We start from the raw sequence: 25,911 nt of genomic DNA, 5'->3' as shown, positions 1-25,911 counted from the left end.
CGGGTCGGGCGTTCGCGCCGGGGCGGGCGCTGCGTGGCCCCGGCCGAACCGGCATCATGAGCGCATGATCGAAGCCTGGACCGCGGCCGACGTGCGCGCCGCCGAGGAGCCCCTGCTCGCGCAGGGCGTGCCGCTCATGACGCTCGCCTCGACCGCGCTCGCCGCGGCGTCGTCGCCCGAGCTCGTCGCGGCGGCCGGCGACCCGGGGGCGAGCCTCGACGGCATGCGCGTCGCGCTCCTGGTGGGCAGCGGGTCGAACGGCGGCGACGCGCTGCACGCGGGCGCGATCCTTGCGGGCAGGGGAGCGCAGGTCACGGCGTTCGCGACGAGCGCGACGGTGCACGACGAGGGGCGGGAGGCGCTCGCGGAGGCGGGCGGGACGCTCGTCGACCTCTCGGGCGGGCCTGCCGCCGACGGCTGGTCGAGCGCCGTCGCGGACGTGCTCGCGGCCGACATCGTGTTCGACGGGATCCTCGGCATCGGTGCGCGCGGCGCCCTGCGCGGCGCAGCCGCCGACCTCGTGAGCGCGCTCACTGGTGCGGGCGAGCTCGAACGCGTGCTGGACGCCGCCCGTCCGAGCACGGGCCCCGGTTTCGTGATCCAGGGCTCGACCGACGGCGAGGACGCGCGCACGCGCCCGGCCCGGCGTCGGCGTCCGCGGGTCGTCGCGGTCGATGTGCCCAGCGGGATCGGTGTCGACGACGGCACGGTGCCCGGCCCGGTCCTCCGGGCCGACCTCACGGTCACGTTCGGCGCGACCAAGCCGGGTCTGCTGCTGCCGCCCGCGACCCACCTCGCGGGAGACCTGCGGTTCGTCGACATCGGGCTGAGCCAGCCGATCGTCGAGCTCGGGGTCCAGCCCGCGGTGCGCCGTCTGCGCGACGACGACGTCGCCGAGCTGTGGCCCGTGCCCGGCCCGCACGACCACAAGTACTCGCGCGGCGTCGTCGGCGTCGTCGCGGGCACGCCGTCGTTCCCCGGCGCGGCCGTGCTGACCACGACCGCCGCCGTGCGCGCGGGCGCGGGCATGGTCCGGTACGTCGGGCCCGACGCGGTCGGGTCGCTGGTGGTGACGATGCGACCCGAGGTCGTGCCGGCCGTCGGGCGGGTCCAGGCGTGGGCCCTCGGCCCCGGCGTCCCCGCCGACGGCGCGGACGACGCCGGGCAGCGCGCCCGGATCCAGGACGCGCTGGCCGACGTCACCGCGCCGCTGCGCGACGAGGGTCGCGACGACGGCGACGGACGTCGGCGCGTGCCCGCGGTCATCGACGCGGGCGCGCTCGACGTCGTGGCCGAGCTCCTCGCCGCGGACGACGCGGCCCGGCTCCCGGCGTCCGCGCTCCTGACGCCGCACGCCGGCGAGCTCGCCCGGCTGCTGCGCGCGCTCGGGCAGCGCGTGACCCGCGAGGACGTCGAGGCCGCCCCGCTCGAGCACGCGGTGCGTGCGCACGAGCGCACGGGCGCGACCGTGCTGCTCAAGGGATCGGCGACCGTCGTGGTCGGGCCCGGGGTCGTGTACTCGCAGGCCGACGCGCCGCCGTGGCTCGCGACCGCGGGCGCCGGCGACGTGCTCACCGGCATCGTCGCGACCCTGCTCGCGGCGTACTCCGAGCGCCTCGTGCACGAGCCGCAGGGCGTGGCGCGGCTCGCGGCGTCCGCGGCGCTCGTGCACGGGCTCGCCGCCGACCGCCTCAACCCCGGCGGGCCCGTCGCGGCGCTCGACGTGGCCGACACCGTGCCCGGGGTGATCGCGGAGCTGCTCGAGGACGACGAGTGACGGGCGTCGCGGCGCTCGCCGAGCGGTGCGTCCGGCTCGCCCGCGACCGCCGCGCGCTCGTGGGCGTCGCGGGAGCGCCCGGCGCGGGCAAGTCGACGGTCGCGGCCGCGCTCGTCGCGGCGCTCGGCGAACGCGACGTGCCCGCCGTCGTCGTGCCCATGGACGGGTTCCACCTGGCCGACGCCGCGCTCGTGCGCCTCGGACGACGCGAGCGCAAGGGCGCGCCGGACACGTTCGACGTCGCGGGGTACCTCGCACTCCTGGGACGGCTCCGCGACGAGGGCGCGACGGTCTGGGCGCCCGAGTTCCGGCGCGAGATCGAGGACGCCGTGGCCGGGGCGATCGAGGTCCCGCCCGCGGTGCGCGTCGTGGTGACCGAGGGCAACTACCTGCTCGGCTCGCTGACCCCGGACCGGACCGTGGTCACGAGCGCCGCGGACCCGTGGGTCGGCGTCCGCGGCCTGCTCGACGAGGTCTGGTACCTCGACCTGCCCGACGACGTGCGGCGGGCTCGGCTCGTCGCGCGGCACGTCGCGCACGGCCGCACCCCGGCCGACGCCGAGGCCTGGGTCGCACGCTCGGACGAGGCGAACGCGCGCGTGGTCGCGGCGCTGCGCGACCGCGCCGACCTCGTGGTCGACGGCAGCGGTCTCGAGCGCCACCTCCCGGCCCCTTCCCGCCCCGAGGAGGGGGCCAGGACGTGACCCTCGAGGGCGACCGGCGGTCTACGCTGCGCGGATGAGGATCCGGCGCACCACGAAGGACGACATCGGCGTCGACGGGGTCGCGATGACGCTCGCCCTCGACTGGACGCGAGGGACACGCTCGCGCGTCGACCTCGCGTACCTCGAGCCCGGGGCGAGCCTGCCGCGGCACCCCGCGGGCGCCGACCAGACGTTCCTCGTGATCGGCGGGGAGGGCCTGGTCGCGGGCGACGACGACGTCGCGCACCCCGTCCGCGCCGGGGACGCCGTCGAGTGGGTGCGCGGCGAGCAGCACACCTCGTGGGCGACGACCGCGATGCAGGTGCTGATCGTGCAGCGCACGCCCGAGGGCTGACGGCGCCCCGGCCCGGCTTAGGCTCGGGGCATGCCCGCCCGCCGCACCACGCGCCGCCGTGCGCCCGTCCCCCCGCTGCGTGACGGGCTCAACCCGACCCGCGTCGTCCTGCCGCCGCTCGACGTGCTGCGCGGGCTCGCGACCGAGGGGACGCCCGACCCGGCGACAGTGCTCGACTACCTGGTGGGTCGGTTCCCGGACGACGCGGCGCGGGTCGCGCAGAAGGTCGTCGAGGGCGAGGTGCTCGACGCGTGGCTGCAGCCCGTGACGGCCTCGACTCCCTACCGGCCCGGCGCCACGGTGTTCGTGCACCGCGACCCGCCCGCCGACGAGCCGCACGTCCCGTTCGAGGTCGACGTGCTGCACCGTGACGACGACCTGCTCGTCGTCGACAAGCCGCACTTCCTGTCGACCATCCCGCGCGGGGCGTGGGTCGTGCAGTCCGTGCTCGTGCGCCTGCGCCGCGACCTCGACCTGCCCGAGCTCGTGCCCGCGCACCGGCTCGACCGCGCGACCGCGGGCGTGCTCGTGCTGACCGTGCGGCCCGAGGCGCGCGGGCCCTACCAGACCCTGTTCGCGCAGCGGCGCGTGCGCAAGGAGTACGCCGCCGTCGCACGGTTCGACCCCGACCTCGCGCTGCCCGCGACGGTGCGCAGCCGCATCGTCAAGGAGCGCGGGGTCCCGCGCGCGTTCGAGGTCGACGGCGAGCCGAACGCCGAGAGCCTCGTCGAGATCGAGACCGCCGGGCACGATCTCGCGGGCTACCGGCTGCGGCCCCGCACCGGCAAGACGCACCAGCTGCGCCTGCACATGCAGCGACTCGGGGTGCCGATCCTCGGCGACGACTTCTACCCCGAGCTGCGCCGCCGCGCGCTCGACGACTTCACCGACCCGCTCCAGCTGCTCGCCCGGTCGATCGAGTTCGACGACCCCCTCACGGGCGCCCCGCGCAGGTTCGAGTCCCGGCGCACGCTGGAGCGCTGGCCCGGAGTGAGACAATCGCAGGCGTGAGCGACGACCGTGTGAGCACCAGCACCACGTTCCCGGCCCGTGCCGTCGTCGACCTCGACGCGATCGCGGGGAACGTCGCGGCGCTGGCCGCCCACGCGCCGTCCGCGGCCGTCATGGCCGTCGTCAAGGCCGACGCCTACGGCCACGGGCTCGTCCCCGCCGCCCGCGCGGCGCTCGCGGGCGGTGCGACGTGGCTCGGCACCGCGCAGGTCGCCGAGGCGCTCGCGCTGCGCGCCGCGGGGATCACCGCTGCGGACGCCCGCGTGCTGACCTGGCTGTACGCGCCCGGGGCGCCCCTGGCCGCGCTGCTCGAGGCCGACGTCGACGTCTCGGTGCACGCCGACTGGGCGCTCGCCGAGGTCGTCGCGGCCGCCCGGGCGACGGGCCGCGTCGCGCGCGTGCACCTCAAGGTCGACACCGGGCTCGGTCGCAACGGCCTCGTGCCCCCCGACCTCGCGCGCGTGCTGCCCGACGCGATGACGGCGCGCGCCGAGGGACTGATCGACGTCGTCGGCGTGTGGTCGCACCTCGCGTTCGCGGACGAGCCCGGCAACCCGACCGTGCTGCACCAGGCCGAGGTGTTCGACGACGCGGTGCGCCTCGTCGAGCAGGCGGGCGCCGCGCTCGAGGTGCGGCACCTGGCGAACTCCGCGGCCACGCTCACCGCGCCGCGCATGCACTACGACCTCGTGCGCCCCGGGATCGCGGTGTACGGGCTCACGCCCGTGCCGCAGATCGCGTCGTCCGCCGACCACGGCCTGACCCCCGCGATGACGCTCGAGGCGCGCCTCGCGAACGTCAAGCGCGTGCCCGCCGGCCAGGGCGTCTCGTACGCCCACCGGTACGTCACGACGCAGGAGACGACGCTCGGCGTCGTCCCGCTCGGCTACGCCGACGGGATCCCGCGGCACGCGTCGGGCGAGCCCGGCCACCCCGGCGGGCCCGTGCTCGTGGGCGGGGCGGACGCCGCGGACGCCGCGAGCGGGGCGCTGCCCGACGGCGCGCGCGTGCTGCACGTCGCGGGGCGCGTCTGCATGGACCAGCTCGTGCTCGACCTCGGCCCGTACGCGACCGAGCGCGCGGGTGACGTCGTGACGCTGTTCGGCGCCGGCGCGGGCCTCGCGCACGGCGGTGCCCCGACCGCGCAGGACTGGGCGGACGCCGCGGGCACCATCAGTTACGAGATCGTGACCCGCCTCGGCGCGCGCGTGCCGCGCACCTACGTGGGCGGGCTCGCCGGCGACCTGCGGGAGCAGGGTCCGGACGGCGAGAGCTCGCGTGGATCGGGCCCGCACGACGAGGTTCCGTACGACCGGGGGACCGCATGACCACCGAGAACAAGGAGGACCTCGTGCGCGAGGTGAGCTTCGACCTGCCCGACGCCGACGCGACCCGCGCGTTCGGCCGTGCCCTCGCCGACGTGCTGCGCGCGGGCGACCTCGTGGTGCTCACGGGCGACCTGGGCGCGGGCAAGACGACCCTGACGCAGGGCCTCGGCGCGGGGCTCGGCGTGCGCGGTCAGGTCGCGTCGCCGACGTTCATCGTGGCGCGCGAGCACCCGCCGCTCGCCGACGGTCCGGCGCTCGTGCACGTCGACGCGTACCGGCTCGGGTCCCTCGACGAGCTCGACGCGCTCGACCTCGACTCGAGCCTCGACGAGGCCGTGACCGTGGTCGAGTGGGGTGCCGGGCTCGCCGAGGCGCTCGCCGAGGACCGGCTCGAGATCGACCTCGCGCGCCCCCGGGGCGGGATCGCCGCGCACGACGCCGATCTCGACGGTCTCGAGGCGGGCGTGCGGCGCGTGACGCTGCGTGCGCTCGGCGCGCGCTGGGACGCGGTCGCGCTGCCGGGCGCCCCGGCCTGACCGACCGGCCACACCCCCGGCCGAACGCAACCTTGTGCACCACGATCGGCCCGTTCGCGGTGCACAAGGTTGCGTTCGGCCGTGGGGGATCCGGTCGGCCGTGGGGCAGGGGTCGTAGGCTGGGGCCGTGGCACTCGTATCGATCGACACCTCCGCATCCGTCGCTGCAGCGATCGTCGCCGACGACGGCACCCGCCTCGCCTCCGCGAGCGTCCCCGAGCAGCGTCGGCACGCCGAGCTGCTCGCCCCGCTGATCACCGACCTGCTCGCCGAGGCCGGCGTCGCCCGCACCGACGTGCGCGCCGTGGTCGGCGGCACGGGACCGGCGCCGTTCACCGGGCTGCGCGTCGGCCTCGTGACCGCGCGGACCTTCGCCCTCGCGCTCGGCGTGCCCGTGCTCGGCGTGCCGAGCCTCGACGCCGTCGCCGCGCAGGCCGTCCTCGACCTCGCCCTGGTGGCGGACGACGCGGTGCTCGTCGCGACCGACGCGCGCCGCAAGCAGGTCTACCGGGCCCACTACGTGGTCGAGACCGCCGACGGCCCGTACGGCGTACCGCGGCTCGTACGCACGCACGACTTCGACGTGTGCGCCGCGTCCGACGCCGCGGCGCTCGCGGCGGACGGCGTCGGTGCCCGTGCCGTCGCCGTCGGCCCCGGCGTCGGCCTCTACGCCGACGCCTTCGCAGGGCTGCGCACCGCGCCCGACGTCGCGCTCGACCCGGTCGTGCTCGCGCGGCTCGCGCTCGCGCGCCGCGACGCGGGCGAGGACCTCCCGACCGAACCCCTGTACCTGCGACGCCCCGACGTGCAGCTGCCGGCCGAGCGCAAGCGCGCGACGGCACCGGCCGCAGGAGCGGCAGGACGATGAGCGTCGCGGGCGCCCCCGACGTCCACGCGGACGACGCGGGGCGGGCCGAGACGCCCGAGCCCGGACCCGCGGCGCCCGAGACGCCCGCGCAGACCGGCCCTGTGCAGCCTGTACCTGTGCAGCCTGGATCAGCGCAGACCGGACCTGTGCAGCTTGGACCCGCGCAGACCGGCCCCGCGCAGCCGGCGTCCCTCGCCGACCGTGCGCCGTACGAGGTGCGGCTGCGGCCGCTCGAGGCGCCCGACCTGCGTCGCGTCGTCGAGCTCGAGCAGGTGCTGTTCGGGCGCGGCGCGTGGAGCTACGGGATGCTCGCCGACGAGCTCGGGGGCTGGGGTCGCTGGTACGTCGCGGCCGAGCCCGTACGCCCCGACACGGTCGGCCCGCAGGACGTCGTCGGCTACGCGGGCCTGTGGTTCGACGACGAGGTCGTGCAGATCATGACCATCGGCGTCGACCCCGCGGTCCAGCACCGTGGCGTCGGGCGCGCGCTGCTCGAGGCGCTGCTCGACCGGTCCCGTGCCGTGCGCGCGCAGGCCGTGCTGCTCGAGGTCCGGGTCGACAACGAGCCCGCGATCCGGCTCTACGAGGGGTACGGGTTCACGCGCATCTCGGTGCGCAAGAAGTACTACCAGCCCGAGGGGGTCGACGCGTACGTCATGCGGCTCGAGCTCCGCGCCGCCGACGCCGGCCCCGGACCGGTCGGCGCATGAGCCGCGCCGATGTGCTCGTCGACGTCGCCGGGCTCGCGGCGGCGCTCGGGCTCGCCGACGCCCCGGGGGAGCAGGTCGCGGGGGCGTTCGACGACGTCGAGCCGCCCGTCGTGCTCGACGTGCGGTGGGCGCTCGGGCAGACCGACGGACGCGAGCGTTACCTCGAGGCGCACGTGCCCGGCGCGGTGTTCGTGGACCTCGAGACCGAGCTCGCCGGCCCGCCGTCCGCGGCCGAGGGACGGCACCCGCTGCCCGACCCGGCCGTGCTGGAGGCCGCCGCACGGCGCTGGGGCGTGCGCGCCGGCGCGAGCGTCGTGGTGTACGACGCGGTGGGCGGCACGTCCGCGGCGCGCGCGTGGTGGCTGCTGCGCTGGGCCGGGCACACCGACGTCCGCCTGCTCGACGGCGGCCTTGCCGCGTGGGAGCGGGCCGGGCTCCCGGTCGAGGACGGCGAGGTGCGGGCCGAGCCCGGCGACCTGACCGTGACGCCGTCCGGGGGCACGGTCGACGCGGACGACGCGGCCCGGCTCGCGTCGTCGGGCGTCCTGCTCGACGCCCGCGCGGGCGAGCGCTACCGCGGCGAGGTCGAGCCGGTCGACCCGCGCGCCGGTCACGTCCCCGGGGCGGTCAGCGCCCCGACGTCCGACAACCTCACGGCCGACGGCACGTTCCTGCCCGACGACGCATTGCGGGCCCGGTTCGCGGCGCTCGGCGTCCCGGGGCGGGGGGAGGTCGGCGTGTACTGCGGGTCCGGCGTGACGGCCGCGCACGAGGTCGCGGCGCTCGCGATCGTCGGCGTCGACGCGGTGCTCTACGCGGGCTCGTGGTCGCAGTGGTCGAACGACCCGGACCGCCCGGTCGCGACGGGCGCCTGAACACGACGGCGCCTGATCGCGACCGGCACCTGAACACGACGGGCGGCTCAGCCGCCGGGCGCTACCCGGCGAGGTGCCGACCGAGGAACGTGAGCTGCGCGGGCGCCATGCGGCGCCAGTAGTCGTTGGTGTGCTCGCCCGGCTCGAACCCGCCCGCGGGCGGCGTCGCGAACCCGTCGCGGTAGGCGCGCGTCGCGGGAGCGAACGGGTCGGCCGTGCCGCAGTCGACGCGCACCGGCGCGCCGGCGAGGTCGGCCTGGTGGCCCATGACGTCGTGCTCCGCAAAGTCCTCGGCGTCGTCGAACGCGCCCGGGGCCGTGTCGGCGGCGTCCTCCCAGAGCGCGGGGCTCTCGGCGACCACGGCCGCCGTGCCCGCGCCGCGCAACGCCCCGAGGCGCAGGGCGCCGTAGCCGCCCATGGACCAGCCGAGGAACCCGATCCGGTCGGTCGCCAGTCCCAGCTCCGCGAGCCGGGGGACGAGCTCGTCGAGCACCATCGCGCCGGCGTCGTCCCCCGACGCGCGGGGGTGCCAGTACCCGTTGCCGCCGTCGACGCTCGCGAGCGCGAAGGCGGGGGTCCCGGCGGCGACGGCGGCCGCGAGGTAGCGGTCGAGGTGCAGACCCGTGTCGAAGGCCGAGGTGTGGTCGCCTCCCTTGCCGTGCAGGACGACGCACACCCCGAGCGTGTCGCCGGGGGTCGAGCCCGGCGGGTAGGCGACGGTCCAGGCGACGTCCGTGCCGCGCGCGGCCGAGGTGAACGTCGCGTCGTGACGCGGGCCGGGGACGTCGTCCGGCACGACGCCCGGCTCGCCCACCAGGCCGAGGTGACGCAGCGCCCAGCCGCGGCCCGGCAGGACGTCGGTCGCGACCCCGGCGGCGACGCCCGCGCCCACCAGCACGGTGGACGCGCCGGCGACGAGAAACCCTCTGCGGCTCAGCACGCACCGAGTGTGCCACCGCGCGCCCCACGAGGGTCGGCGGGACGCGCCGAGGGGGTCGGGCACGCGCGGCGGCGCCGCGCGTGCCCGACCCCTCGGTCGTGCTCGACCTCGTGGTCGACCTCGTGCTCGGCAGGGTCCGTGCGTCAGACGGCGGTCGAGACCTCGTCGAACGACAGGCGCGCCTGGCGCGGGTACGAGGCGCCCTCGGCGGCGGGCGTGCCCACGTTGATCACGAGCTGCGAGCGCCAGCCGTTCTCGGCGAAGAACTCGGCGTCGACACCGTCCTTGTCGAACCCGCCCATGGGGCCGGCGTGCAGGCCCGCGGCGCGCAGGCCGACGACGAGGTAGCCGATCTGGATGAGCGCGGACTGCTGCGCGACGTCCGCGCGACCGTCGACGCCGTAGCCCTCGAACATGTCGTGCGCACCGGGCATGTGGGGGGCGAGCACGTCCATGCGCTCGTGGAACGCCGGGTCGGCGGCGGCGACGATCGTCAGCGGCGCGGCGAGGGTCTTGGCGCGGTTGCCCTCGTTCATGTGCGCGGCGAGGCGCTCGCGGGCCTCGGGGGTGCGCACCAGGAGCAGGCGCAGCGGCAGGGTGTTCATCATGGTCGGGCCCCAGCGCACGAGGTCGTACGCGGCCTGGACCTGGGCGTCGCTCACGTCGCCGTCGTCGAACCGGACGACGGTGCGGGCCTCACGGAAGAGGAGGTCGGCCGTCTCGGGGTCGATCGTCAGGAGGTCGTCGTGGGGGGCGTCGACGGCGGGGGCGAGGATGTCAGTGCTCATGCCTCGGGCAACGATCTGGTGCCGGGGGTGCATTCCTGCTCGGCGTGTGACGTCAGCGACACGGCGGCCCGCGAGGGCGTCGTCCGAGGCCGGGGGCCGTGCCCGCGCCCGCCCGCGCCGACTATCCTCGGACGCATGGCATCCGGAGATCCCCTCGTCCTCGGCATCGAGACCTCGTGCGACGAGACGGGCGTCGCGCTCGTGCGCGGCAACGACCTGCTGTTCGACGCCGTCGCGAGCTCGATGGACGAGCACGCGCGCTACGGCGGGATCATCCCCGAGGTCGCGTCGCGCGCGCACCTCGAGGCGATGGTCCCCACGATCGAGCGGTCGCTCGGCGAGGCGGGCGTCTCGCTCGACGAGGTCGACGCGATCGCGGTGACCGCGGGCCCGGGCCTCGTGGGGCCGCTCACGATCGGCGTGTCGGCCGCGAAGTCCCTCGCGGTCGCGCTCGACAAGCCGCTGTACGGCGTCAACCACGTGATCGGGCACGCCGCGGTCGACCAGCTCGTGCACGGCGAGTTCCCCGAGCGCGTCATGGCGCTCGTGGTCTCGGGCGGGCACTCGTCGCTGCTGCTCGTCGACGACGTCGCGACGTCGGTCACCGAGCTCGGCTCGACGCTCGACGACGCCGCGGGGGAGGCGTTCGACAAGGTCGGGCGCCTGCTCGGCCTGCCGTACCCCGGCGGCCCGCACATCGACCGGCTCGCGCGCGAGGGCGACCCGACCGCGATCCGGTTCCCGCGCGGCCTGACGGCGCGCAAGGACCAGGCGGAGCACGCGTACGACTTCTCGTTCTCGGGTCTCAAGACGGCGGTCGCCCGCTGGGTCGAGACGCGTCAGGACGCTGGGGAGGCGTTCTCGCTCGAGGACGTCGCGGCGTCGTTCGCGGACGCCGTGGCGGACGTCCTCACGGCCAAGACCATCGCGGCGTGCCAGCGGCACGGCGTCGACACGCTCGTGGTCGGCGGCGGGTTCTCGGCGAACAGCCAGCTGCGCGACATGGCGGCACTGCGCTGCGCCGAGGCGGGCATCGAGCTGCGCATCCCGCCGATCCGCTACTGCACCGACAACGGGGCGATGATCGCCGCGCTCGGCTCGGCGGTCGTGCGCGCGGGCGTCGCGCCGTCCGACCTGGGCATCGGTGTCGACTCGTCGATGCCGCTCACGACCGTCACGGTCTGACCTCCCGACCGCCCGCGCAGGTTTCCGCGGGCGGCCCGACGGACGACGACGGCGCGTGACCCCCGCGGGGGTCACGCGCCGTCGTCGTGCCGGGCTCGGGTCAGGCGCGCGGCGTCGCCTCGCGCGACTCCTCGGGCGTCCCGGCCGGGGCGTCGGCCTCGGCGTGCGGGTGGTGCCGCTCGAGCGCGGCCCCCTCGACGTCGACGTCGGGCATGATCCGGTCGAGCCAGCGCGGGATCCACCACGCCTTGTCGCCGGCGAGGTGCATGACGGCGGGCATGATCGTCATGCGCACGAGGAACGCGTCGACGAGCACGCCGAACGCGAGCGCGAACCCGATGGGCCGGATCATCGACAGGTCGGAGAACACGAACCCGCCGAACACCGAGATCATGATGATCGCGGCGGCCGTGACGACAGCGCGGCCGGCGCGCACGCCGTGCACCACGGCGACGCGGGCGGGCGCGCCGTGGACGTACGCCTCGCGCATGCCCGAGGCGATGAACAGCTGGTAGTCCATCGCGAGGCCGAACAGCACGCCGATGAGGATCGTCGGCAGGAAGTTCAGCACCGGGCCCGGGTCGTGCACGCCGAACACGCTGCCGAGCCAGCCCCACTGGTAGATCGCGGTGACCCCGCCGAACGCGGCGAACAGCGACAGGATGAACCCGAGCGTCGCGACCACGGGCAGCAGGATCGAGCGGAACACCAGGATCAGGATCAGCAGGGACAGGCCGATCACGACCGTCAGGTACAGCGGCAGCGAGTCCGAGAGGATCTCGGAGATGTCGATGTTGCCGCTCGCGGCGCCCGCGACCTCGAACGTCGCGTCGGTGCCGGGGACGGTCGTGTCGCGCAGGGTGTGCACGAGCTCCTCGGTCGAGACGCTCGACGGCCCGTCGACGGGCACGACCTGGAACGCGAACACCGTGCCGTCGTCGGAGACGCCCACTGGGGCGACCGCGACCACGTCGTCGAGGCCCATGAGGGCCTGCCCGAGCTCGACCTGCTCGGCGGTGGTCTGGTCGGCCGGCACGGCCTCGTCGAGCTCGGCGACCGCGAGCAGCGGGCCGTTGACGCCCGCGCCGAACTTGTCGGCGGTGATCGCGTACGCCTGGTACTGCGGCGAGTCGACCGCCTCGGACGAGCCGTCGGGCAGGCCGAGCCGCATGTCGAGCGAGGGGATCGCGATGACGAGCAGCGCGGCGACGCCGAGCACGAGGCGCAGCACGACGCGCGGCGTCGACATGGGGCGGTCCGCCGCGGGGTCGGCGGCGGTCTCGGCGGCGGCGGCGGGGCCGGGCGCCGCGGCGAGCTCGGCGCGGGCCGCGCGCTCGGAGCGCTTGAGCACGCGCTCCTGGACGAGGCCGAGCATCGCGGGCAGCAGGGTGATCGCGACGAGCACCGCGACGAGCACGCCGCCGGCCGCGACCGAGCCCATGACGCCGAGGAACGGGATGCCGGTGACGTTGAGCGCGAGCAGGGCGATGAACACGGTCATGCCGGCGAACACCACGGCGGTGCCGGACGTCCCGGTCGCGAGCCCGATGGACTCCTCGACCGTGTACCCCTCGCGGAGCTGGCGCCGGTGCCGGTGCAGGATGAACAGCGAGTAGTCGATGCCCACGGCGAGCCCGATCATGACGCCGAGCATCGGGGTCGCGGTCATCATCTCGACGCTGCCCGAGAGCGCGAGCGCGGCGAGCGCGGCGACGCCGACGCCCACGAGCGCGTTGATGAGCGGCAGGCCCGCGGCGACGATCGTGCCGAGCATGACGAAGAGCACGATCGCGGCGATCACGACGCCGAGCACCTCGGCGATGCCGAGCGAGGGGAGCATCTCGGCGAGGTCGGCCGAGACGTACGACTCCACGCCGTCGATCTGCGCGGCGTCGACCTCGTCACGGACCTCGCCCTTGACGTCCTCGCTGACCTCGAAGATGGGCTTGTCGAACTGAAGGATGCCGACGACGGTCGTGCCGTCCTCCGAGACGGTGCGGATGTCCGAGGCCATGTCGAGCAGGGCCGTGCCCTGGTCGATCTGCGCCTGCTGCGCGTCGAGCTCGTCGGCGGCGGCGTCGAGCTGGGCCTGCTGCTCGGGCATGTCGACGCCCGCGGCGTCGAGCTGGGCCTGCTGCTGCGTGAGCTGGTCGCGTCCGGCGTCGAGCTGCGCCTGGCCGTCGGCGAGGTCCTGCGACTGCTTCTCGCGGTCGACCTCGGTCGAGAACGGGTCGATCGCGGCGCTGACGCCGTCGACGTCGGTCAGGTCCCCGAGCAGCGTCGAGATCGCGGCCTGCTGGTCGTCCGTGAGGGGCGCGTCGTCGGCCGACGTGAACACGATGTTCGCGGTGCCGCCCGAGGTCGAGGGGATCTCCTCCTCGAGCATGTCGGTCACGTCGGTGGTCGGGGTCCCGGGGATCGTGACGGCGCTCGAGAGCGTGCCGCCGAACGCGGCGTAGGCGCCGCCGGCGGCGGCGAGCGCCAGGATCCAGACGACGACGACGAGCCAGGCCCGTCGGGCCGAGCCCCGGCCGAGCCGGTACAGCAGTTCTGCCATGGAAGGTGTCTCCTCGATGGGGCCGGTCCGCGTGCCCGTGTCGTCGGGCGCGGGGGTGCTGCGTGCCACTGTACGGCGAGCGGATACGGGCTATCCAGTTATCTCGGTAGGATGTCCGTGTGACGTCTCCCACCGTACGCGGAACCCCCGTCGACGCTCGGCCGCTGCGCGCCGACGCCGAGCGCAACCGACGCCGCATCGTCGACGCCGCGCGCGAGGTGTTCGCCCGCCACGGGCTCGAGGCCGGGCTCAACGAGATCGCCCGGCACGCGGGCGTCGGGGTGGGGACGGTCTACCGGCGGTTCCCGGACAAGGACTCCCTCGTCGCGGCGGCCCTCGACGAGGAGGTCGCGCGCATGCTCGCGGTCGCGGACGCGGCCCAGCGGTCGGACGACGCGTGGTCGGGTCTCGTGCTGCTCCTCGAGGAGGGCCTCGTGCTGCTCTCGTCCAACGTGGGCCTGCGCGACCTGCTGCTCTCGCAGCGCACGGACCCTCTCGACGACGGTCCCGAGCACCTGTTCCTGCCCTACGTCGAGAGCCTCGTCGACCGGGCGCGCGTCGAGGGCACGGTGCGCCCCGACGTCACGGTGCAGGACGTCGGCATGCTCTGGTGCATGGTCAGCGAGCTCGCGCGGCACAGCGTGGACCTCGCGCCCGACGCGTGGCGCCGCTACCTCGCGCTGTTCACCGCGGGGCTGCGCGCGGGCGCCGTGCCCGACGTCCCCCCGCCCCTGGACGAGGAGGTCGCGCAGGAGGTGCTCACGCGCTGGATCGGGCTGGGCGGCACCCGCGCGCCGGGCGCCTCCTGAGGGCTCGGGCCACGGCGCTCGTGGCGTGAGGCCTCAGAGCGTGATGACAGCGCGCGACGCCTCAGAGCGTGACGCTCCTGCGCACGAGCACGAGCTCCGAGGTGTGCGATCCCATGACCCCGACGTCGTCGGGCCGCGCGACGAACCCGGGCAGGTCCTCGAGCCCCTCGCCGCCGTCGAACAGCTGCAGGTCGAGCGGCCCGCCCGCGGCGGTCTCGAGCACGACCTGCACGCCGTCGGCGTCGGGCGCGTAGTAGCGCGCGTCGAGGTGGCCGTCCTCGACGGGCACGTCGCGCCCGGCGACGGTCGCCGAGCGCACGCCGTCGCCGACCACGTCGACGTAGCGGACGTCGCGGCCCGGGCGCAGAGTGAACGTGAGGGTGCGCGTGTCGCCCGACGTGATGTCGGCCGTGAGCTCGGCGGTGGGCGCCGGCAGGTCGGCGGCCTCGGCGGGGCCGGTCCAGACGTCGCCGTGCACCATCGGGTACTCGGCGGAGACGTCGGTCGCGGTGCTCACGTACTGCGCGGTCCACGGGCTCGGGCTGCTCTCGCCCGAGACCCACTGCGCCTCGCCCGTGTCGGCGTCGAGCGCGTACATGAGCTGCGTCGGCTCGGGGTGGTCGGCGTCGAACCCGTCGACCGCGAGGCCCGTCGCGGTGAACGCGACCGCGAGCGCCGCGAACCCTCCGACGAGGCTCATGGACCACCGCCGGTCGCGCGGCAGGAGGGTGCCGAGCAGCGGCACGAGCGCGAGCCCGAGCAGCACGGCGCACACCGCGGGCGCGGCGCCCGTCGCGAGCCCGAGCGCGGGGAAGAACAGCAGGGTCACGGGCACGAGCACGAGTACGCCGACGGCGGCTCCCGCGGTGGTCGCGGCGCGTGCGGCCCAGCCGTCGCGCAGTCGTACGGCGACGAGGCCGCCGATCGCGCACGCCAGCGCGGGGAGGGTCGCGAGGTACGCGCCGCCCGGCACCGCGGCCGCGAGCCCGACGCCGACGAGCGCGAGCAGCACGAGCGACCCGATCGCGAGCGCGGGCGCGCCGAGCCAGCGGCGGAACGCGACGAACCATCCGGTCAGCACGGTCGCGACGATCGCGAGCACCGCGACGCGGAACCACCACGGGCGCCACGGGTCGAGCATCTCGCCGTACCCGGGCCGGACCGCGACGAGCAGCAGCCAGAAGAGCTGCGCACCGACCGCGGCGAGCGCGACGGGTACGAGCGCCGCCGCGGTGCCGAGCGCGACCCGGGCGGGCGTCGTCCGACCCCGGCGGACCGTGACGACCGCGAGGCCCAGCGCCGCGACGACGGCGAGCGCGGCGAGCGGCCACACGAGGGCGCCGGGGTAGCGGGCGAGCACGCCGCCGGGCAGGGGGAAGTAGGTGGAGTCGGACGACGCGGGGCGGGCGAGCGCCGCGACGTCGGCGTCGCCGATCGAGCGCACGAGCGCGAGCATGTTCGACCCGTGCTGCTGGAGGCTCGCGAGGTCCATGCGGTCGGGCGTGTCCTGCGGCGCGTGGTAGGTCGCGGAGCCGTCGATGTACGCGGAGTTGAGGCCGGTGAAGCGGTCGTCGTCGCGGAACGGCGAGAAGTCGGTGTCGTTGGGCAGGATCCGGTAGACCTCGACGGCCATCGAGCTGCCGACGGGGTAGGGGACCTTCGCGTACTCGTCGACGAGGTCGGCGTTGCCGCGTGAGGTCTCGAACATGATGGCCGGGCCGGACGACCCGCGGGCCTCGACGTTGAGCACGACGCCGCCGTCGGCCGCGCGCGGGTCGGACGTCGCGAACGCCTCGGCGCCGCACAGGCAGGCCTCCTCGGCGTCGGTCAGCACGAGCACGACGTCGTTGCGCAGCGCGGGGCCCTCGCGCAGCGCGCGGGCGGTCTCGAGCAGGGTCGCGACGCCCGCGCCGTCGTCGTTCGCGCCGTGCGAGACCTCGGCCGAGTCGTAGTGCGCGACGAGGAACACCGGCAGGGTCGGGTCGGTGCCGGGGATGGTCGCGACGACGTTCTGGACGCTCGCGACGCGGGCCTGGTCGCCGAGGCTGCCCTCCTCGCCGACCGAGCGCGTGACCTCGGGGTCGAGCCCGAGGTGCTCGAGCTCGCGCACGAGGTGGTCGCGCACGTCGTCGGCGGCCGCGCTGCCGTGCGGGTGGACCTCCTGGCCCACGGCCTCGACGTGCTCGAACGCGCGCTGGGCGCTGAACTCGTCGGCCGGGGCGTCCGCAGCGTGCGGCGCGGGCGGGCGGACGGCGAGGACCGCGAGCACGGTGAGGACGAGCAGGGCGAGGAGGCTGGCGAGCGTCGTCGCTCGCGACGTGGTCTGCGTCACGCAGCGCACCGTACAGGGTGTTCGCGCGATGCGAAGAATCAGAGCGGCTTGCCCGCGCGCATCTCCTTGACGAGGGACGCGACGACCGCGTCGAGCTCGCCCGCGTTGCGCCGGGCGACCGCGCGCTGGCGCTGGTACGACGCGCCACGGCGCAGCGTGATGCGCAGGTCCTCGAGCTCGTCCGCGCAGCCCAGCCGCGAGGCGACCGGCGCGAGCTCGTCGATCAGCCGCGCGACGGCGTCGGTGACCAGCCCCTCGTCCCCCGCGCGGTCGAGGATGATGATCGCGTCCATGCCGTAGCGCGCCGAGCGCCACTTGTTCTCCTGCAGGAACCACGCCGGCAGGGACGGCAGCTCCTTGCCGCGGTCGAGCAGCGTCGAGAAGTGCTCGACGAGGCAGTGCGTGAGCGCGGCCATGGCGCGCAGCTCGGTCACGTTGGTGATGCCGTCGCAGATGCGCATCTCGAGCGTGCCGAACCGCGGCGAGGGGCGGATGTCCCAGCGCACCTCGTCGAACCCGTCGATCACGCCCGTGTGCATCATGTCGCCCACGTAGTGCTCGAGCTCGGCCCACTCGTCGAACTGGAACCCGAGGCCCGCGGTCGGCAGCTGCTGGAACATCAGGGCGCGGTTCGACGCGTAGCCCGTGTCCTTGCCGCCCCAGAACGGCGACGACGCCGAGAGCGACTGCAGGTGCGCGAACACGGTGTGCATCGCGCGCTGGATCGGCAGCACCTTGTCGCGGTTCTCGATGCCGACGTGCACGTGCACGCCGTAGATGAGCATCTGCCGCCCCCACCACTGGGTGCGGTCGATGAGCTCGTTGTAGCGCTTCTTGTCGGTGACCTTCTGGTGGTCCCAGCGGGCGAACGGGTGCGTGCCCGCGCACATGAGCTCGACGCGCAGCGGGTCCGTCACGGCGCGGATGTCCTCGATCGAGCGTTCGAGGTCGTCCGCGGCCTCGCGCACGGTCGCGCGCGGGTTGCTCACGACCTCGACCGTGTTGAGCAGCAGCTCCTGCGTGACGTTCGGGTGCGCCGCGCCGTCGGGTCCCCGGACGCCGTCGAGCACGGTCGTGGCGACCTGGCGCAGGTCGCCCGAGTCGGCGTCGACGAGCGCGAGCTCCCACTCGATCCCGATCGAGGAGCGTCCCGACTGCGCGAACGGGAGCGTGAACGGGCGTGCGGCGTGCGCCATGGTCGCCCCTTCCTGTCGTGGCCCGGGGGCCGTGGTCGGTCCGGTGGTGGTGGGCCCTCAGCGCACCGGGTCGACGACGACGACGTGCTGCGCGCCGGCGATCCTGGTGAGAATGATCGTCGCCTCGGCGGTTCCCCGCAGGTCCAGCTGCTTGCGCAGCTGCTCGGGGACGACGGCGGTGCCGCGCTTCTTGATCGTCAGCCGCCCCACCCCGCGCTCGCGCAGCGCGGTGCGCAGCCGCTTGAGCCCGAACGGCATGACGTCGAGCACGCGGTAGCCCGTGGCGAGGCCTGCCGCGAGGCCGCCCGCACCCTCGGGCGCCGGCGAGTCCGTCGTGACGTACGCGATGGTCGGGTCCACGAGCCGCCCGCCGAGCTCGGCCGCGGCGTGCGCGACGAGCCCCGCGCGGATGACCGCGCCGTCGGGCTCGTACAGGTACCGCCCGAGCGGGCCGACCTCGGGCTCGGGCTCGGGGTCGCCCGCCGCCTGGCGCAGCGTCCGGGCCGAGGTGCGCGGGGCGCCGTCCGCGGCCGTGGTCGTCCGCAGCACGAGGGCCGAGCGGCCCGGGCCGTCGGGGGCGAGCGGGCCGAACCAGATCCCGGCCTCGACCACGTCGCCGTCGACCGAGACCCACTGGGTCTCGGCGTCGGCCGGGAGCCCGGCGTGCGGGATCCCGGGCCCGACCTTGATCCCGACAGCCGGGACGACGTCGCGCAGCGCCCACACGTCGTCGAGCGGGGGAGCGTAGGCGCGCGGGTCGAACACGCGACGCCCGCCCTGGCGGCGGGCCGGGTCGGCGTACACGCCGTCGACCCCCTCGGCCGCGAGGTCGAGCGCGAGCCCGTCGGCGTGCCGCACGACGGCCTCGGGGAACGGCATGAGGTTCACGGTCGCGATCGCGGCGGTCGCCTCGTCGACGTCGGTCGCCAGGACCGCGAGGCCGAGGCCCGCGAACCCGGTCGCGTCGGCGCCGATCCCGCACGTGAGGTCGGCGACGCGCGTGACGCCCGCGTCGACGTACCGCTGCGCGTGCCGGGCCGCGACCACGAGGCGCGTCGCCTGCTCGAGCCCGTCCTGGGTGAAGAGCATGCGGTCGGCGAACTCGCCGAGCTTGCCGCGCGCGGCGGCCCGCAGCCGCGACTGCGTCATGGCCGCGGCGGCCAGCTCGGGGTCGACGCCCTGCGCGCGCAGCCCGGCCGCGAGGGACATGGCCTGCGCGGGGTCGTACGGGGGCAGCGCGTTGAGGAGCTCCCAGCCTGCCGGGGTCAGGAGCTTGGTGAGTGCCGCGGCGTCCATGCCTCGAATCCTTGCACGCCGGGTGCGCGCGCGGCCTGCGCCCGGGGCGAACGGCTGGCACTCGTGTTGACCGAGTGCTAACGCGGACCTAGATTTGTCCCGAGCACACACCGTGACCGGTCGGCACCCGCGACGACGGCCGGACGCAAGGAGTGCGCCACCCATCCGTGCGTAGTTCTCACAGCGAAAGGGGAGTCCCGACGTGTCGGTCTCCATCAAGCCGCTCGAGGACCGGATCGTCGTGAAGGCCCTCGAGGCCGAGACCACGACCGCATCTGGTCTCGTCATCCCGGACACCGCCAAGGAGAAGCCCCAGGAGGGCGAGGTCCTGGCCGTGGGCCCGGGCCGTGTCGACGACAACGGCAACCGCGTCCCCGTGGACGTCGCCGTGGGCGACAAGGTCATCTACAGCAAGTACGGCGGCACCGAGGTCAAGTACGACGGCCAGGAGTACCTGGTCCTCTCGGCGCGCGACGTGCTCGCCGTCGTCGTGAGCTGACAAGCTCCCGCGCAGCACGAAGGCCCCCCGACCGTGAGGTCGGGGGGCCTTCGTCGTCCGGCGTGCGCGCGGGCGGTCGAGCGGCGATCACCTCGCCGGCTGACCGGGCCGCGCCGCGCGTGCGTCGGACCAACGGGTACCTCTGACGGACGCAGCCCCCGTTGCGTCTGGAGGGTCGTGCTGTCGCTGACGACCTGGTGCAGGCTGGAGCGAGTTGTTCAGGGTGGGTCACGAGGTTGTTCAGGCGGGGTGCCGCTCAGGCGGTGCCGCCGTCCGACCCCGGTCCTGCACCGGCCAGGTCAGGCCGGTTGGGGAGACGCTCAGACGGCCTTGCCGGCCTGCTGCGCGAGGATCGCGCTGCGCTCGTCCTCCGAGAGGCCGCCCCACACGCCGTAGGGCTCGCGCACGCGCAGCGACTGCTCGCGGCACTCCATCATCACGGGGCACGAGTGGCAGATCGCCTTCGCGGCCTCCGCGCGGCGGCGGCGGGTCGAGCCGCGCTCGCCCTCCGGGTGGAAGAACAGGGTGTCGTCGACGTCCCTGCACGAACCCTGGTACTGCCACTCCCACAGCTCCATCACCGGACCGGGCAACCTCGAGATCTCCGTCATGACGCACAACCTACAAGCGTTGCAGAAGTTGTTCAAGGGGTTTCGGGTGACAAAGTTCACGCGACGGTGAATCGATCCCAATCGCGCCAGCCCTCCGGGAGGCGTGGATCGCCCGCGGACATACACGGCCCGTGACCTGCTCGCACATGGTGGACGGGGTGGCATGTGCCGGTGACGGTCGGCACAATCGACCCATGACGCCTCCCCGGTCCACGCCCGAGAACAGCGGACCCGTGGACCCTGCGCCGCGCGGGCCCGCCCTCACCGTGGCCGCCGTGGCCCGCCGCCTCGGCGTCGCCCCGGCCACCCTGCGCACGTGGGACCGCCGGTACGGGCTCGGCCCGTCGGCGCACACCGCGGGCTCGCACCGCCGCTACACGGGCGACGACGTCGCCCGGCTCCTCGTCATGCGCGGCCTCACGCTCGAGGGCGTCGCGCCCGTCGACGCCGCCGGGGCGGCGCTCGAGGCCGACGTGAGCGAGGTCGACCCGTGGGCCGAGCTCGAGCGCGTGGGCGCGGACGACGCCGACGACGGGCCCGAGCCCGACGCCGAGCCCGCACCCCCCGCCGTCCGACCGATGCTGCGCGCCGTCCAGGGCGGGGCCCAGCCCGGCGGGGCCGCCCGCCGCGACCCCGTCCGGCTCGCGTCCTCGTCCGGCGGCGGGGTCTCCGACGTCGTCGACGCGGCCATCGCCTACGACCAGGCCGCGTGCGACCGCCTGCTGCACCTCGGCCCCGACGACGACCCGGGCACCTGGTGGCCCTCGCTCGTCGAGCCCGCCTTCCGTCGCCTGGGCGAGCGCACCGTGCTCGCCGGCCCGGGTGAGGACCCCGTCGTCCTGCTCGCCAACGCGACCCTGCACGCGCTGCGCCGCCACACGCGCGAGCGGGAGGACGCCGTCGTCGCCGCGGGCGGCCCGCCCGCCAACCACCCCAGCCGCATGCGCAAGATCGTGCTGATCTTCGTCGCCCCCGAGGAACGGCTCCCGCTCGCCGCGCACGCCCTCGCCGCGGCGCTCGCGGCCCACGACGCGACCGCGAAGATCGTGACCGGCCCCGCCAACACGCACCGCTCGCTCGAGATCGTGACGATGGTGCGGCCCGCCGCGATGGTCGCCGTGACCTCGCTCGAGATGCCGCGCCTCGACGTGGTCGACGCCGTGCACGAGGCCAACCCGGACCTGCCGATCTTCGTCGGCATGTCGCACGACGAGGCGACCGCCGAGATCCCGCTCGCCCCCACGGTGCTGCGCGTGCGCACGTTCACGGGCCTGCTGCACGAGGTGCTCGCGACCGTCCGCTAGACCCGGACCGTACCCACCGGCACGAGACGTAGGATTGGGTGGTGACCGACGCGCTCACCACCCCCAGCCCCGTGCCCGCCCACGACCCGTTCGGCTTCACGGGTCTGACGTACGACGACGTCCTGCTGCTGCCGAACGAGACCGACGTCATCCCCAGCGAGACCGACACGACGTCGCGCCTCACGCGCGAGATCGACGTCGCCGTCCCGCTCTCGTCCGCTGCGATGGACACCGTGACCGAAGCGCGCATGGCGATCGCCATGGCCCGTCAGGGCGGCATCGGGATCATCCACCGCAACCTGTCGATCGAGGACCAGGCCCACCACGTCGACCGCGTCAAGCGGTCCGAGTCGGGCATGATCACCGACCCCGTGACGGTCGGCCCCGACGCGACGCTCACCGAGCTCGACCGCCTGTGCGGCCAGTACCGGGTCTCGGGCCTGCCCGTCGTGGACGGCGACGTGCTCGTCGGCATCATCACCAACCGCGACCTGCGGTTCGTGAACCACAAGGACTTCGACACGCTGCGCGTGCACGAGGTCATGACGCGCATGCCGCTCGTGACCGCACCCGTGGGCATCTCGCGCGACGACGCCCAGGCGCTGCTCGCCAAGCACAAGATCGAGAAGCTCCCGCTCGTGGACGACGCCGGGCGCCTGAGCGGCCTCATCACGGTCAAGGACTTCGTCAAGACCGAGCAGTACCCCCTCGCGACCAAGGACGGCGAGGGTCGCCTGCGCGTCGGCGCCGCCATCGGATTCTTCGGCGACGCCTGGGACCGCGCGACCGCGCTCGGCGAGGCCGGCGTCGACGTGCTCGTCGTCGACACCGCAAACGGCCACGCGCGCCTCATGCTCGACATGATCCGCAAGCTCAAGGCCGACCCGTTCTTCTCCGGCGTGCAGGTCATCGGCGGCAACGTCGCCACGCGCGCGGGCGCCCAGGCGCTCGTCGACGCGGGCGCCGACGCGGTCAAGGTCGGCGTCGGTCCCGGCTCGATCTGCACCACGCGCGTCGTCGCGGGCGTGGGCGTCCCGCAGGTCACCGCGATCTACGAGGCGTCGCTCGCGTGCAAGCCCGCCGGGGTGCCGGTCATCGGCGACGGCGGCCTGCAGTACTCGGGCGACATCGCCAAGGCGCTCGTCGCGGGCGCCGACACCGTGATGCTCGGCTCGCTCCTCGCGGGCTGCGACGAGTCGCCCGGGCAGCTCGTGTTCGTCAACGGCAAGCAGTACAAGCACTACCGCGGCATGGGCTCGCTCGGGGCCATGGCCTCGCGCGGCAAGAAGTCCTACTCCAAGGACCGCTACTTCCAGGCGGACGTCGCGAGCGACGACAAGATCGTGCCCGAGGGCATCGAGGGTCAGGTGCCCTACCGCGGCCCGCTCGGCGCTGTCGCGCACCAGCTCATCGGCGGGCTCGCGCAGTCGATGTTCTACGTCGGCGCGCACACGATCCCCGAGCTCCAGGAGCGCGGCCGGTTCGTGCGCATCACCTCGGCCGGGCTCAAGGAGTCGCACCCGCACGACATCCAGATGACCGTCGAGGCGCCCAACTACACGGGTCGCTGACCGGGCGCGGGGCCGCACTCCCGGCTCGCCCCGCGCACGGCGTCGGACGACGAAGCCCGGCCCTCGTCCGAGGGCCGGGCTTCGTCGTGCGCGGGCAGCCGGCGTCAGTCGCGGAACGTCTCGATCTGCGCGCCGAGCTCGATCAGGCGGTCGGCGAGCTGCTCGTAGCCGCGCGCGATGATGTCGACGTTGCGCAGCACCGAGGTGCCCTTCGCGGCGAGCATCGCGAGCAGGATCACGACCGCGGGGCGCAGGGCCGGCGGGCAGCTGATCTCGGCGCCCGACCAGTGCGTGGGCCCGGTCACGTCGAGCCGGTGCGCGTCGAGCAGGCGCACGTTCGCGCCGAGGCGGGTCAGGTCGGTCAGGTGGATCGCCCGGCCGTCGTAGACCCAGTCGTGGATCAGCGTGCTGCCCGTCGCGCACGCCGCGATGACGGTGAAGAACGGCAGGTTGTCGATGTTGAGGCCGGGGAACGGCATGGGGTGGATCGTGCCGAGCGGCGCGACGAGCTCGCTCGGGTGGACGGTGATGTCGACGAGGCGCGTGCGACGGTTGCGCGCGACGTACTCCTCGGACAGCGTGTACCGCAGGCCCATCTCGGTGAGCGTCGTGAGCTCGATCTCGAGGAACTCGATCGGGGCGCGCTCGACCGTGATCTCCGAGCCGGTCACGATGCCCGCGGTCAGGAGGCTCATGGCCTCGACCGGGTCCTCCGAGACGGCGTACTCGACGTCGGCGTCGATCTCGGTCACGCCGTGCACGCGCAGCGTCGTGGTGCCGATGCCCTCGATGCGCACGCCCAGGAGCTCGAGGTAGAAGCAGAGGTCCTGGACCATGTAGTTCGGGCTGGCGTTGCGGATGGTCGTGACGCCGTCGTGCCGGGCCGCGGCCATGATCGCGTTCTCGGTCACGGTGTCGCCGCGCTCGGTGAGCACGACGGTCAGGTCGCCGCTCGAGCTCGCGACCCGGGCGTCGTAGAACCCGGAGGCGGCGCTCACGTGCAGGCCGAACGGCCGCAGGGCGATCATGTGGGGCTCGACCGTGCGGGTGCCGAGGTCGCAGCCGCCCGCGTAGGGGAGCGCGAACTCGTCCTCGAGGCCCAGCAGGGGGCCGAGGAACATGATGATCGACCGGGTGCGGCGCGCGGCGTCGGCGTCGATCGCGGCGAGGTCGAGGCGGTCGGGCCGCACGATCTCGAGGTCACGGCCGTTGGGCGACCAGGTCGCCTGCACGCCGATGCTCGTGAGCACCGCGACGATGCGGTCGACCTCGACGATGCGCGCGACGTCGCGCAGGGTCGTGCGGCCCCGGTTGAGCAGCGACGCGCACAGCAGCGCGACGGCCGCGTTCTTGGACGAGTTGACCCGGATGCTGCCCGAGAGCTTGCGGCCGCCGGTGACCCGCAGGTGCGAGTGCTTGGGGCCGCCGAGCGTGATGAGCTCGGCGGACAGCGCCTCGCTGATCCGGGTGACCATGTCGAGGCTGATGTTCTGCGCGCCCTGCTCGATGCGGTGCACCGCGCTCTGGCTCGTGCCGAGGCGCTCCGCGAGCTGGCTCTGCGTCAGCCCCTGGTTCTGGCGCGCGCTGCGGATCAGCGTGCCGACCTGCGCGAGGTGCTGGGGAGCGTCGTCGAGAATCGTCATGCGAGGACGCTAACTCATGGATGAGTTCTCGCAACGGCAACCGGGGACGAACTTGGACATCTTCACGGGACGTGCACGATCCGACATTCGTCCCGTGAGATAAGTGCGGACCCTGAACTGTCGTCCACGCGTCCTGCGTCCCGCGTCCCGCGTCCTAGGTCCCGCGTCCCGCGTCCTAGGTCCCGCGTCAGCGGCCGAGGGTGACCGTCTCGCGCGACGTCGTGGGCCACTCGAGCGACGCGCCGGGTCCCGGGAGCCCCTCGCGCTCGCGCCACGCGTTGAAGCTGCGCGCCCACGTCTCGTGCGCGTCGATCTGGAACGAGTGCAGCGCGGCGAGGTCGAGCGCGGTGACGTCGTCATGCACCGCGACGATCGCGGCGAGCACGTCGAGCGTCGCGACCACGTCGACGTCCGCGGTGTGCAAGCCCTCGGCGCCCGCCTGGACGCCGTAGTGCTCGCACAGGTCGCCGAGGCGGCGCTTGCCCTTGCGGTAGCGGTCGAGCGCGCGGTCGAGCACGAGCGGGTCGACCACGGGGCGCACGGGGTGCCCGAGGCGCTCGGGGAGCGTGCGCAGGCCGTGCCGGACGAGCTCGGCGTCCAGGAGCGTGAGGTCGAACGCCGCGTTGTAGGCCACGACCGGCACGCCGCGCGCCGCGGCGGTCGCGAGCTCGGCGGCGATCTCGTCGAGGGCGTCGGCCGGCGGGCGGCCGTGCGCGCGGGCGTGCTCGGTCGTGATTCCGTGGATCGCGGCAGCCTCGGCGGGGATCTCGACGCCCGGGTCGAGGAGCCACGTGCGGGCGACCGTGCCGCCCGCGGGGTCGCGGTGCACGAGCGCCGCGGTCACGATGCGGTCGGAGGTCACGTCCACGCCCGTGGTCTCGGTGTCGAAGCCGATCAGCGGTCCGTCCGTCCAGCCCATGGTGCACTTCCTCTCGTGCGACGTGCGGCCCTGGCGCCGCGGTTCCGTCGTGCCCGAGACAACCAGGAGCCACCGACACGGGCGTCGGCCGCCCCCG

23 protein-coding genes are annotated in these 25,911 nt (G+C 74.7%); 14 read left to right on the top strand and 9 right to left on the bottom strand.

Annotated features, from left to right (window positions below; all coding sequences use genetic code 11):
• Positions 1–64: 64 nt before the first annotated feature.
• The 9 genes from CLV28_RS02175 (at position 65) to CLV28_RS02135 (ending at position 8,164) form a co-directional block, all read left to right on the top strand.
• Positions 65–1,777, top strand: a complete 1,713-nt coding sequence (locus tag CLV28_RS02175) for a bifunctional ADP-dependent NAD(P)H-hydrate dehydratase/NAD(P)H-hydrate epimerase (RefSeq protein WP_100421644.1) — start codon at positions 65–67, stop codon at positions 1,775–1,777.
• The gene (locus tag CLV28_RS02170; protein ID WP_100421643.1) at positions 1,774–2,481 is read left to right on the top strand and encodes a nucleoside/nucleotide kinase family protein; all 708 of its coding nucleotides are present in this window, start codon (positions 1,774–1,776) and stop codon (positions 2,479–2,481) included. Before CLV28_RS02175 ends, CLV28_RS02170 begins: the two co-directional genes overlap by 4 nt.
• A gap of 34 nt (positions 2,482–2,515) precedes the next feature.
• Positions 2,516–2,836 (top strand): cupin domain-containing protein, encoded by a 321-nt coding sequence (locus CLV28_RS02165; RefSeq protein WP_100421642.1) that lies wholly within the window; start codon positions 2,516–2,518, stop codon positions 2,834–2,836.
• 30 nt (positions 2,837–2,866) lie between these two features.
• Positions 2,867–3,847, top strand: coding sequence for a pseudouridine synthase (locus tag CLV28_RS02160; protein ID WP_100421641.1), 981 nt, complete (start codon positions 2,867–2,869; stop codon positions 3,845–3,847).
• Complete coding sequence (alr, locus tag CLV28_RS02155; RefSeq protein ID WP_239073148.1) at positions 3,844–5,175, top strand: alanine racemase; 1,332 nt, start codon at positions 3,844–3,846, stop codon at positions 5,173–5,175. The genes CLV28_RS02160 and alr overlap by 4 nt, the downstream gene beginning before the upstream one ends.
• A complete protein-coding gene (tsaE, locus tag CLV28_RS02150) occupies positions 5,172–5,711 on the top strand; it encodes a tRNA (adenosine(37)-N6)-threonylcarbamoyltransferase complex ATPase subunit type 1 TsaE (RefSeq protein WP_100421640.1) in 540 nt (179 codons plus the stop codon). The genes alr and tsaE overlap by 4 nt, the downstream gene beginning before the upstream one ends.
• Positions 5,712–5,838: 127 nt before the next feature.
• Positions 5,839–6,579: a tRNA (adenosine(37)-N6)-threonylcarbamoyltransferase complex dimerization subunit type 1 TsaB gene (gene tsaB / locus CLV28_RS02145; RefSeq protein ID WP_100421639.1), complete on the top strand. Its 741-nt coding sequence runs from the start codon at positions 5,839–5,841 to the stop codon at positions 6,577–6,579.
• Between the two features lie 146 nt (positions 6,580–6,725).
• Entirely contained in the window at positions 6,726–7,289 is a 564-nt protein-coding gene (rimI, locus tag CLV28_RS02140) for a ribosomal protein S18-alanine N-acetyltransferase (RefSeq protein WP_239073147.1), read from the top strand.
• Positions 7,286–8,164: a sulfurtransferase gene (locus CLV28_RS02135; RefSeq protein ID WP_100421637.1), complete on the top strand. Its 879-nt coding sequence runs from the start codon at positions 7,286–7,288 to the stop codon at positions 8,162–8,164. Before rimI ends, CLV28_RS02135 begins: the two co-directional genes overlap by 4 nt.
• A 61-nt stretch (positions 8,165–8,225) precedes the next feature.
• On the opposite strand, the gene CLV28_RS02130 is transcribed toward CLV28_RS02135, so the two are convergent.
• Entirely contained in the window at positions 8,226–9,104 is an 879-nt protein-coding gene (locus tag CLV28_RS02130; protein ID WP_203968123.1) for an alpha/beta hydrolase, read from the bottom strand.
• 143 nt (positions 9,105–9,247) lie between these two features.
• Positions 9,248–9,892, bottom strand: a complete 645-nt coding sequence (locus CLV28_RS02125; protein WP_100421636.1) for a malonic semialdehyde reductase — start codon at positions 9,890–9,892, stop codon at positions 9,248–9,250.
• Positions 9,893–10,027: 135 nt separating this feature from the next.
• Between CLV28_RS02125 and tsaD the strand changes: the two genes are divergently transcribed.
• Positions 10,028–11,077: a tRNA (adenosine(37)-N6)-threonylcarbamoyltransferase complex transferase subunit TsaD gene (tsaD, locus tag CLV28_RS02120; protein WP_100421635.1), complete on the top strand. Its 1,050-nt coding sequence runs from the start codon at positions 10,028–10,030 to the stop codon at positions 11,075–11,077.
• 100 nt (positions 11,078–11,177) lie between these two features.
• Here the strand turns inward: tsaD and CLV28_RS02115 are convergent, their stop codons facing one another.
• Positions 11,178–13,634: an MMPL family transporter gene (locus CLV28_RS02115; protein ID WP_100422338.1), complete on the bottom strand. Its 2,457-nt coding sequence runs from the start codon at positions 13,632–13,634 to the stop codon at positions 11,178–11,180.
• A 119-nt stretch (positions 13,635–13,753) separates the two neighbouring features.
• Here CLV28_RS02115 and CLV28_RS02110 point away from each other — a divergent pair, with 119 nt between their 5' ends.
• Positions 13,754–14,443, top strand: coding sequence for a TetR/AcrR family transcriptional regulator (locus CLV28_RS02110; RefSeq protein ID WP_100421634.1), 690 nt, complete (start codon positions 13,754–13,756; stop codon positions 14,441–14,443).
• A 61-nt stretch (positions 14,444–14,504) separates the two neighbouring features.
• Here CLV28_RS02110 and CLV28_RS02105 read toward each other — a convergent pair whose 3' ends face one another.
• Genes CLV28_RS02105 through CLV28_RS02095 form a run of 3 tightly spaced genes read right to left on the bottom strand, consistent with a single transcriptional unit; the run spans position 14,505 to position 19,267 of the window.
• A complete protein-coding gene (locus tag CLV28_RS02105; RefSeq protein ID WP_100421633.1) occupies positions 14,505–16,775 on the bottom strand; it encodes a M28 family peptidase in 2,271 nt (756 codons plus the stop codon).
• Positions 16,776–16,813: 38 nt separating this feature from the next.
• Positions 16,814–17,971, bottom strand: a complete 1,158-nt coding sequence (locus tag CLV28_RS02100; RefSeq protein WP_100421632.1) for a glutamate--cysteine ligase — start codon at positions 17,969–17,971, stop codon at positions 16,814–16,816.
• A 57-nt stretch (positions 17,972–18,028) separates the two neighbouring features.
• Entirely contained in the window at positions 18,029–19,267 is a 1,239-nt protein-coding gene (locus CLV28_RS02095; protein WP_100421631.1) for a class I SAM-dependent methyltransferase, read from the bottom strand.
• Between the two features lie 202 nt (positions 19,268–19,469).
• Here CLV28_RS02095 and groES point away from each other — a divergent pair, with 202 nt between their 5' ends.
• Positions 19,470–19,766, top strand: a complete 297-nt coding sequence (gene groES / locus CLV28_RS02090) for a co-chaperone GroES (protein ID WP_100421630.1) — start codon at positions 19,470–19,472, stop codon at positions 19,764–19,766.
• Between the two features lie 320 nt (positions 19,767–20,086).
• Here the strand turns inward: groES and CLV28_RS02085 are convergent, their stop codons facing one another.
• Positions 20,087–20,377: a WhiB family transcriptional regulator gene (locus CLV28_RS02085; RefSeq protein ID WP_100421629.1), complete on the bottom strand. Its 291-nt coding sequence runs from the start codon at positions 20,375–20,377 to the stop codon at positions 20,087–20,089.
• A 194-nt stretch (positions 20,378–20,571) separates the two neighbouring features.
• Here CLV28_RS02085 and CLV28_RS02080 point away from each other — a divergent pair, with 194 nt between their 5' ends.
• Positions 20,572–21,681, top strand: a complete 1,110-nt coding sequence (locus CLV28_RS02080) for a MerR family transcriptional regulator (protein ID WP_100421628.1) — start codon at positions 20,572–20,574, stop codon at positions 21,679–21,681.
• Positions 21,682–21,722: 41 nt separating this feature from the next.
• Positions 21,723–23,252, top strand: a complete 1,530-nt coding sequence (guaB, locus tag CLV28_RS02075) for an IMP dehydrogenase (RefSeq protein ID WP_239073146.1) — start codon at positions 21,723–21,725, stop codon at positions 23,250–23,252.
• A 104-nt stretch (positions 23,253–23,356) separates the two neighbouring features.
• Here the strand turns inward: guaB and CLV28_RS02070 are convergent, their stop codons facing one another.
• Entirely contained in the window at positions 23,357–24,895 is a 1,539-nt protein-coding gene (locus CLV28_RS02070; protein ID WP_100421626.1) for a helix-turn-helix domain-containing protein, read from the bottom strand.
• A 187-nt stretch (positions 24,896–25,082) separates the two neighbouring features.
• Positions 25,083–25,814: an exonuclease domain-containing protein gene (locus CLV28_RS02065; RefSeq protein ID WP_100421625.1), complete on the bottom strand. Its 732-nt coding sequence runs from the start codon at positions 25,812–25,814 to the stop codon at positions 25,083–25,085.
• Positions 25,815–25,911 lie beyond the last annotated feature (97 nt).

The sequence above is a fragment of the Sediminihabitans luteus genome, from assembly GCF_002797595.1.
Taxonomy (GTDB): Bacteria; Actinomycetota; Actinomycetes; order Actinomycetales; family Cellulomonadaceae; genus Paraoerskovia; species Paraoerskovia lutea.
This window is presented reverse-complemented; position numbering and strand designations above follow the sequence as displayed.

What these genes read in the sequence shown, in the direction of transcription:
- CLV28_RS02175 (WP_100421644.1), top strand. Translation starts at nt 65, where the DNA reads ATGATCGAAGCCTGGACCGCGGCCGACGTGCGCGCCGCCGAGGAGCCC.
- CLV28_RS02165 (WP_100421642.1), top strand. Translation starts at nt 2,516, where the DNA reads ATGAGGATCCGGCGCACCACGAAGGACGACATCGGCGTCGACGGGGTC.
- CLV28_RS02160 (WP_100421641.1), top strand. Translation starts at nt 2,867, where the DNA reads ATGCCCGCCCGCCGCACCACGCGCCGCCGTGCGCCCGTCCCCCCGCTG.
- tsaE (WP_100421640.1), top strand. Translation starts at nt 5,172, where the DNA reads ATGACCACCGAGAACAAGGAGGACCTCGTGCGCGAGGTGAGCTTCGAC.
- CLV28_RS02135 (WP_100421637.1), top strand. Translation starts at nt 7,286, where the DNA reads ATGAGCCGCGCCGATGTGCTCGTCGACGTCGCCGGGCTCGCGGCGGCG.
- CLV28_RS02125 (WP_100421636.1), bottom strand. Translation starts at nt 9,892, where the DNA reads ATGAGCACTGACATCCTCGCCCCCGCCGTCGACGCCCCCCACGACGAC.
- tsaD (WP_100421635.1), top strand. Translation starts at nt 10,028, where the DNA reads ATGGCATCCGGAGATCCCCTCGTCCTCGGCATCGAGACCTCGTGCGAC.
- CLV28_RS02115 (WP_100422338.1), bottom strand. Translation starts at nt 13,634, where the DNA reads ATGGCAGAACTGCTGTACCGGCTCGGCCGGGGCTCGGCCCGACGGGCC.
- CLV28_RS02100 (WP_100421632.1), bottom strand. Translation starts at nt 17,971, where the DNA reads ATGGCGCACGCCGCACGCCCGTTCACGCTCCCGTTCGCGCAGTCGGGA.
- CLV28_RS02095 (WP_100421631.1), bottom strand. Translation starts at nt 19,267, where the DNA reads ATGGACGCCGCGGCACTCACCAAGCTCCTGACCCCGGCAGGCTGGGAG.
- CLV28_RS02085 (WP_100421629.1), bottom strand. Translation starts at nt 20,377, where the DNA reads ATGACGGAGATCTCGAGGTTGCCCGGTCCGGTGATGGAGCTGTGGGAG.
- CLV28_RS02080 (WP_100421628.1), top strand. Translation starts at nt 20,572, where the DNA reads ATGACGCCTCCCCGGTCCACGCCCGAGAACAGCGGACCCGTGGACCCT.
- CLV28_RS02070 (WP_100421626.1), bottom strand. Translation starts at nt 24,895, where the DNA reads ATGACGATTCTCGACGACGCTCCCCAGCACCTCGCGCAGGTCGGCACG.
- CLV28_RS02065 (WP_100421625.1), bottom strand. Translation starts at nt 25,814, where the DNA reads ATGGGCTGGACGGACGGACCGCTGATCGGCTTCGACACCGAGACCACG.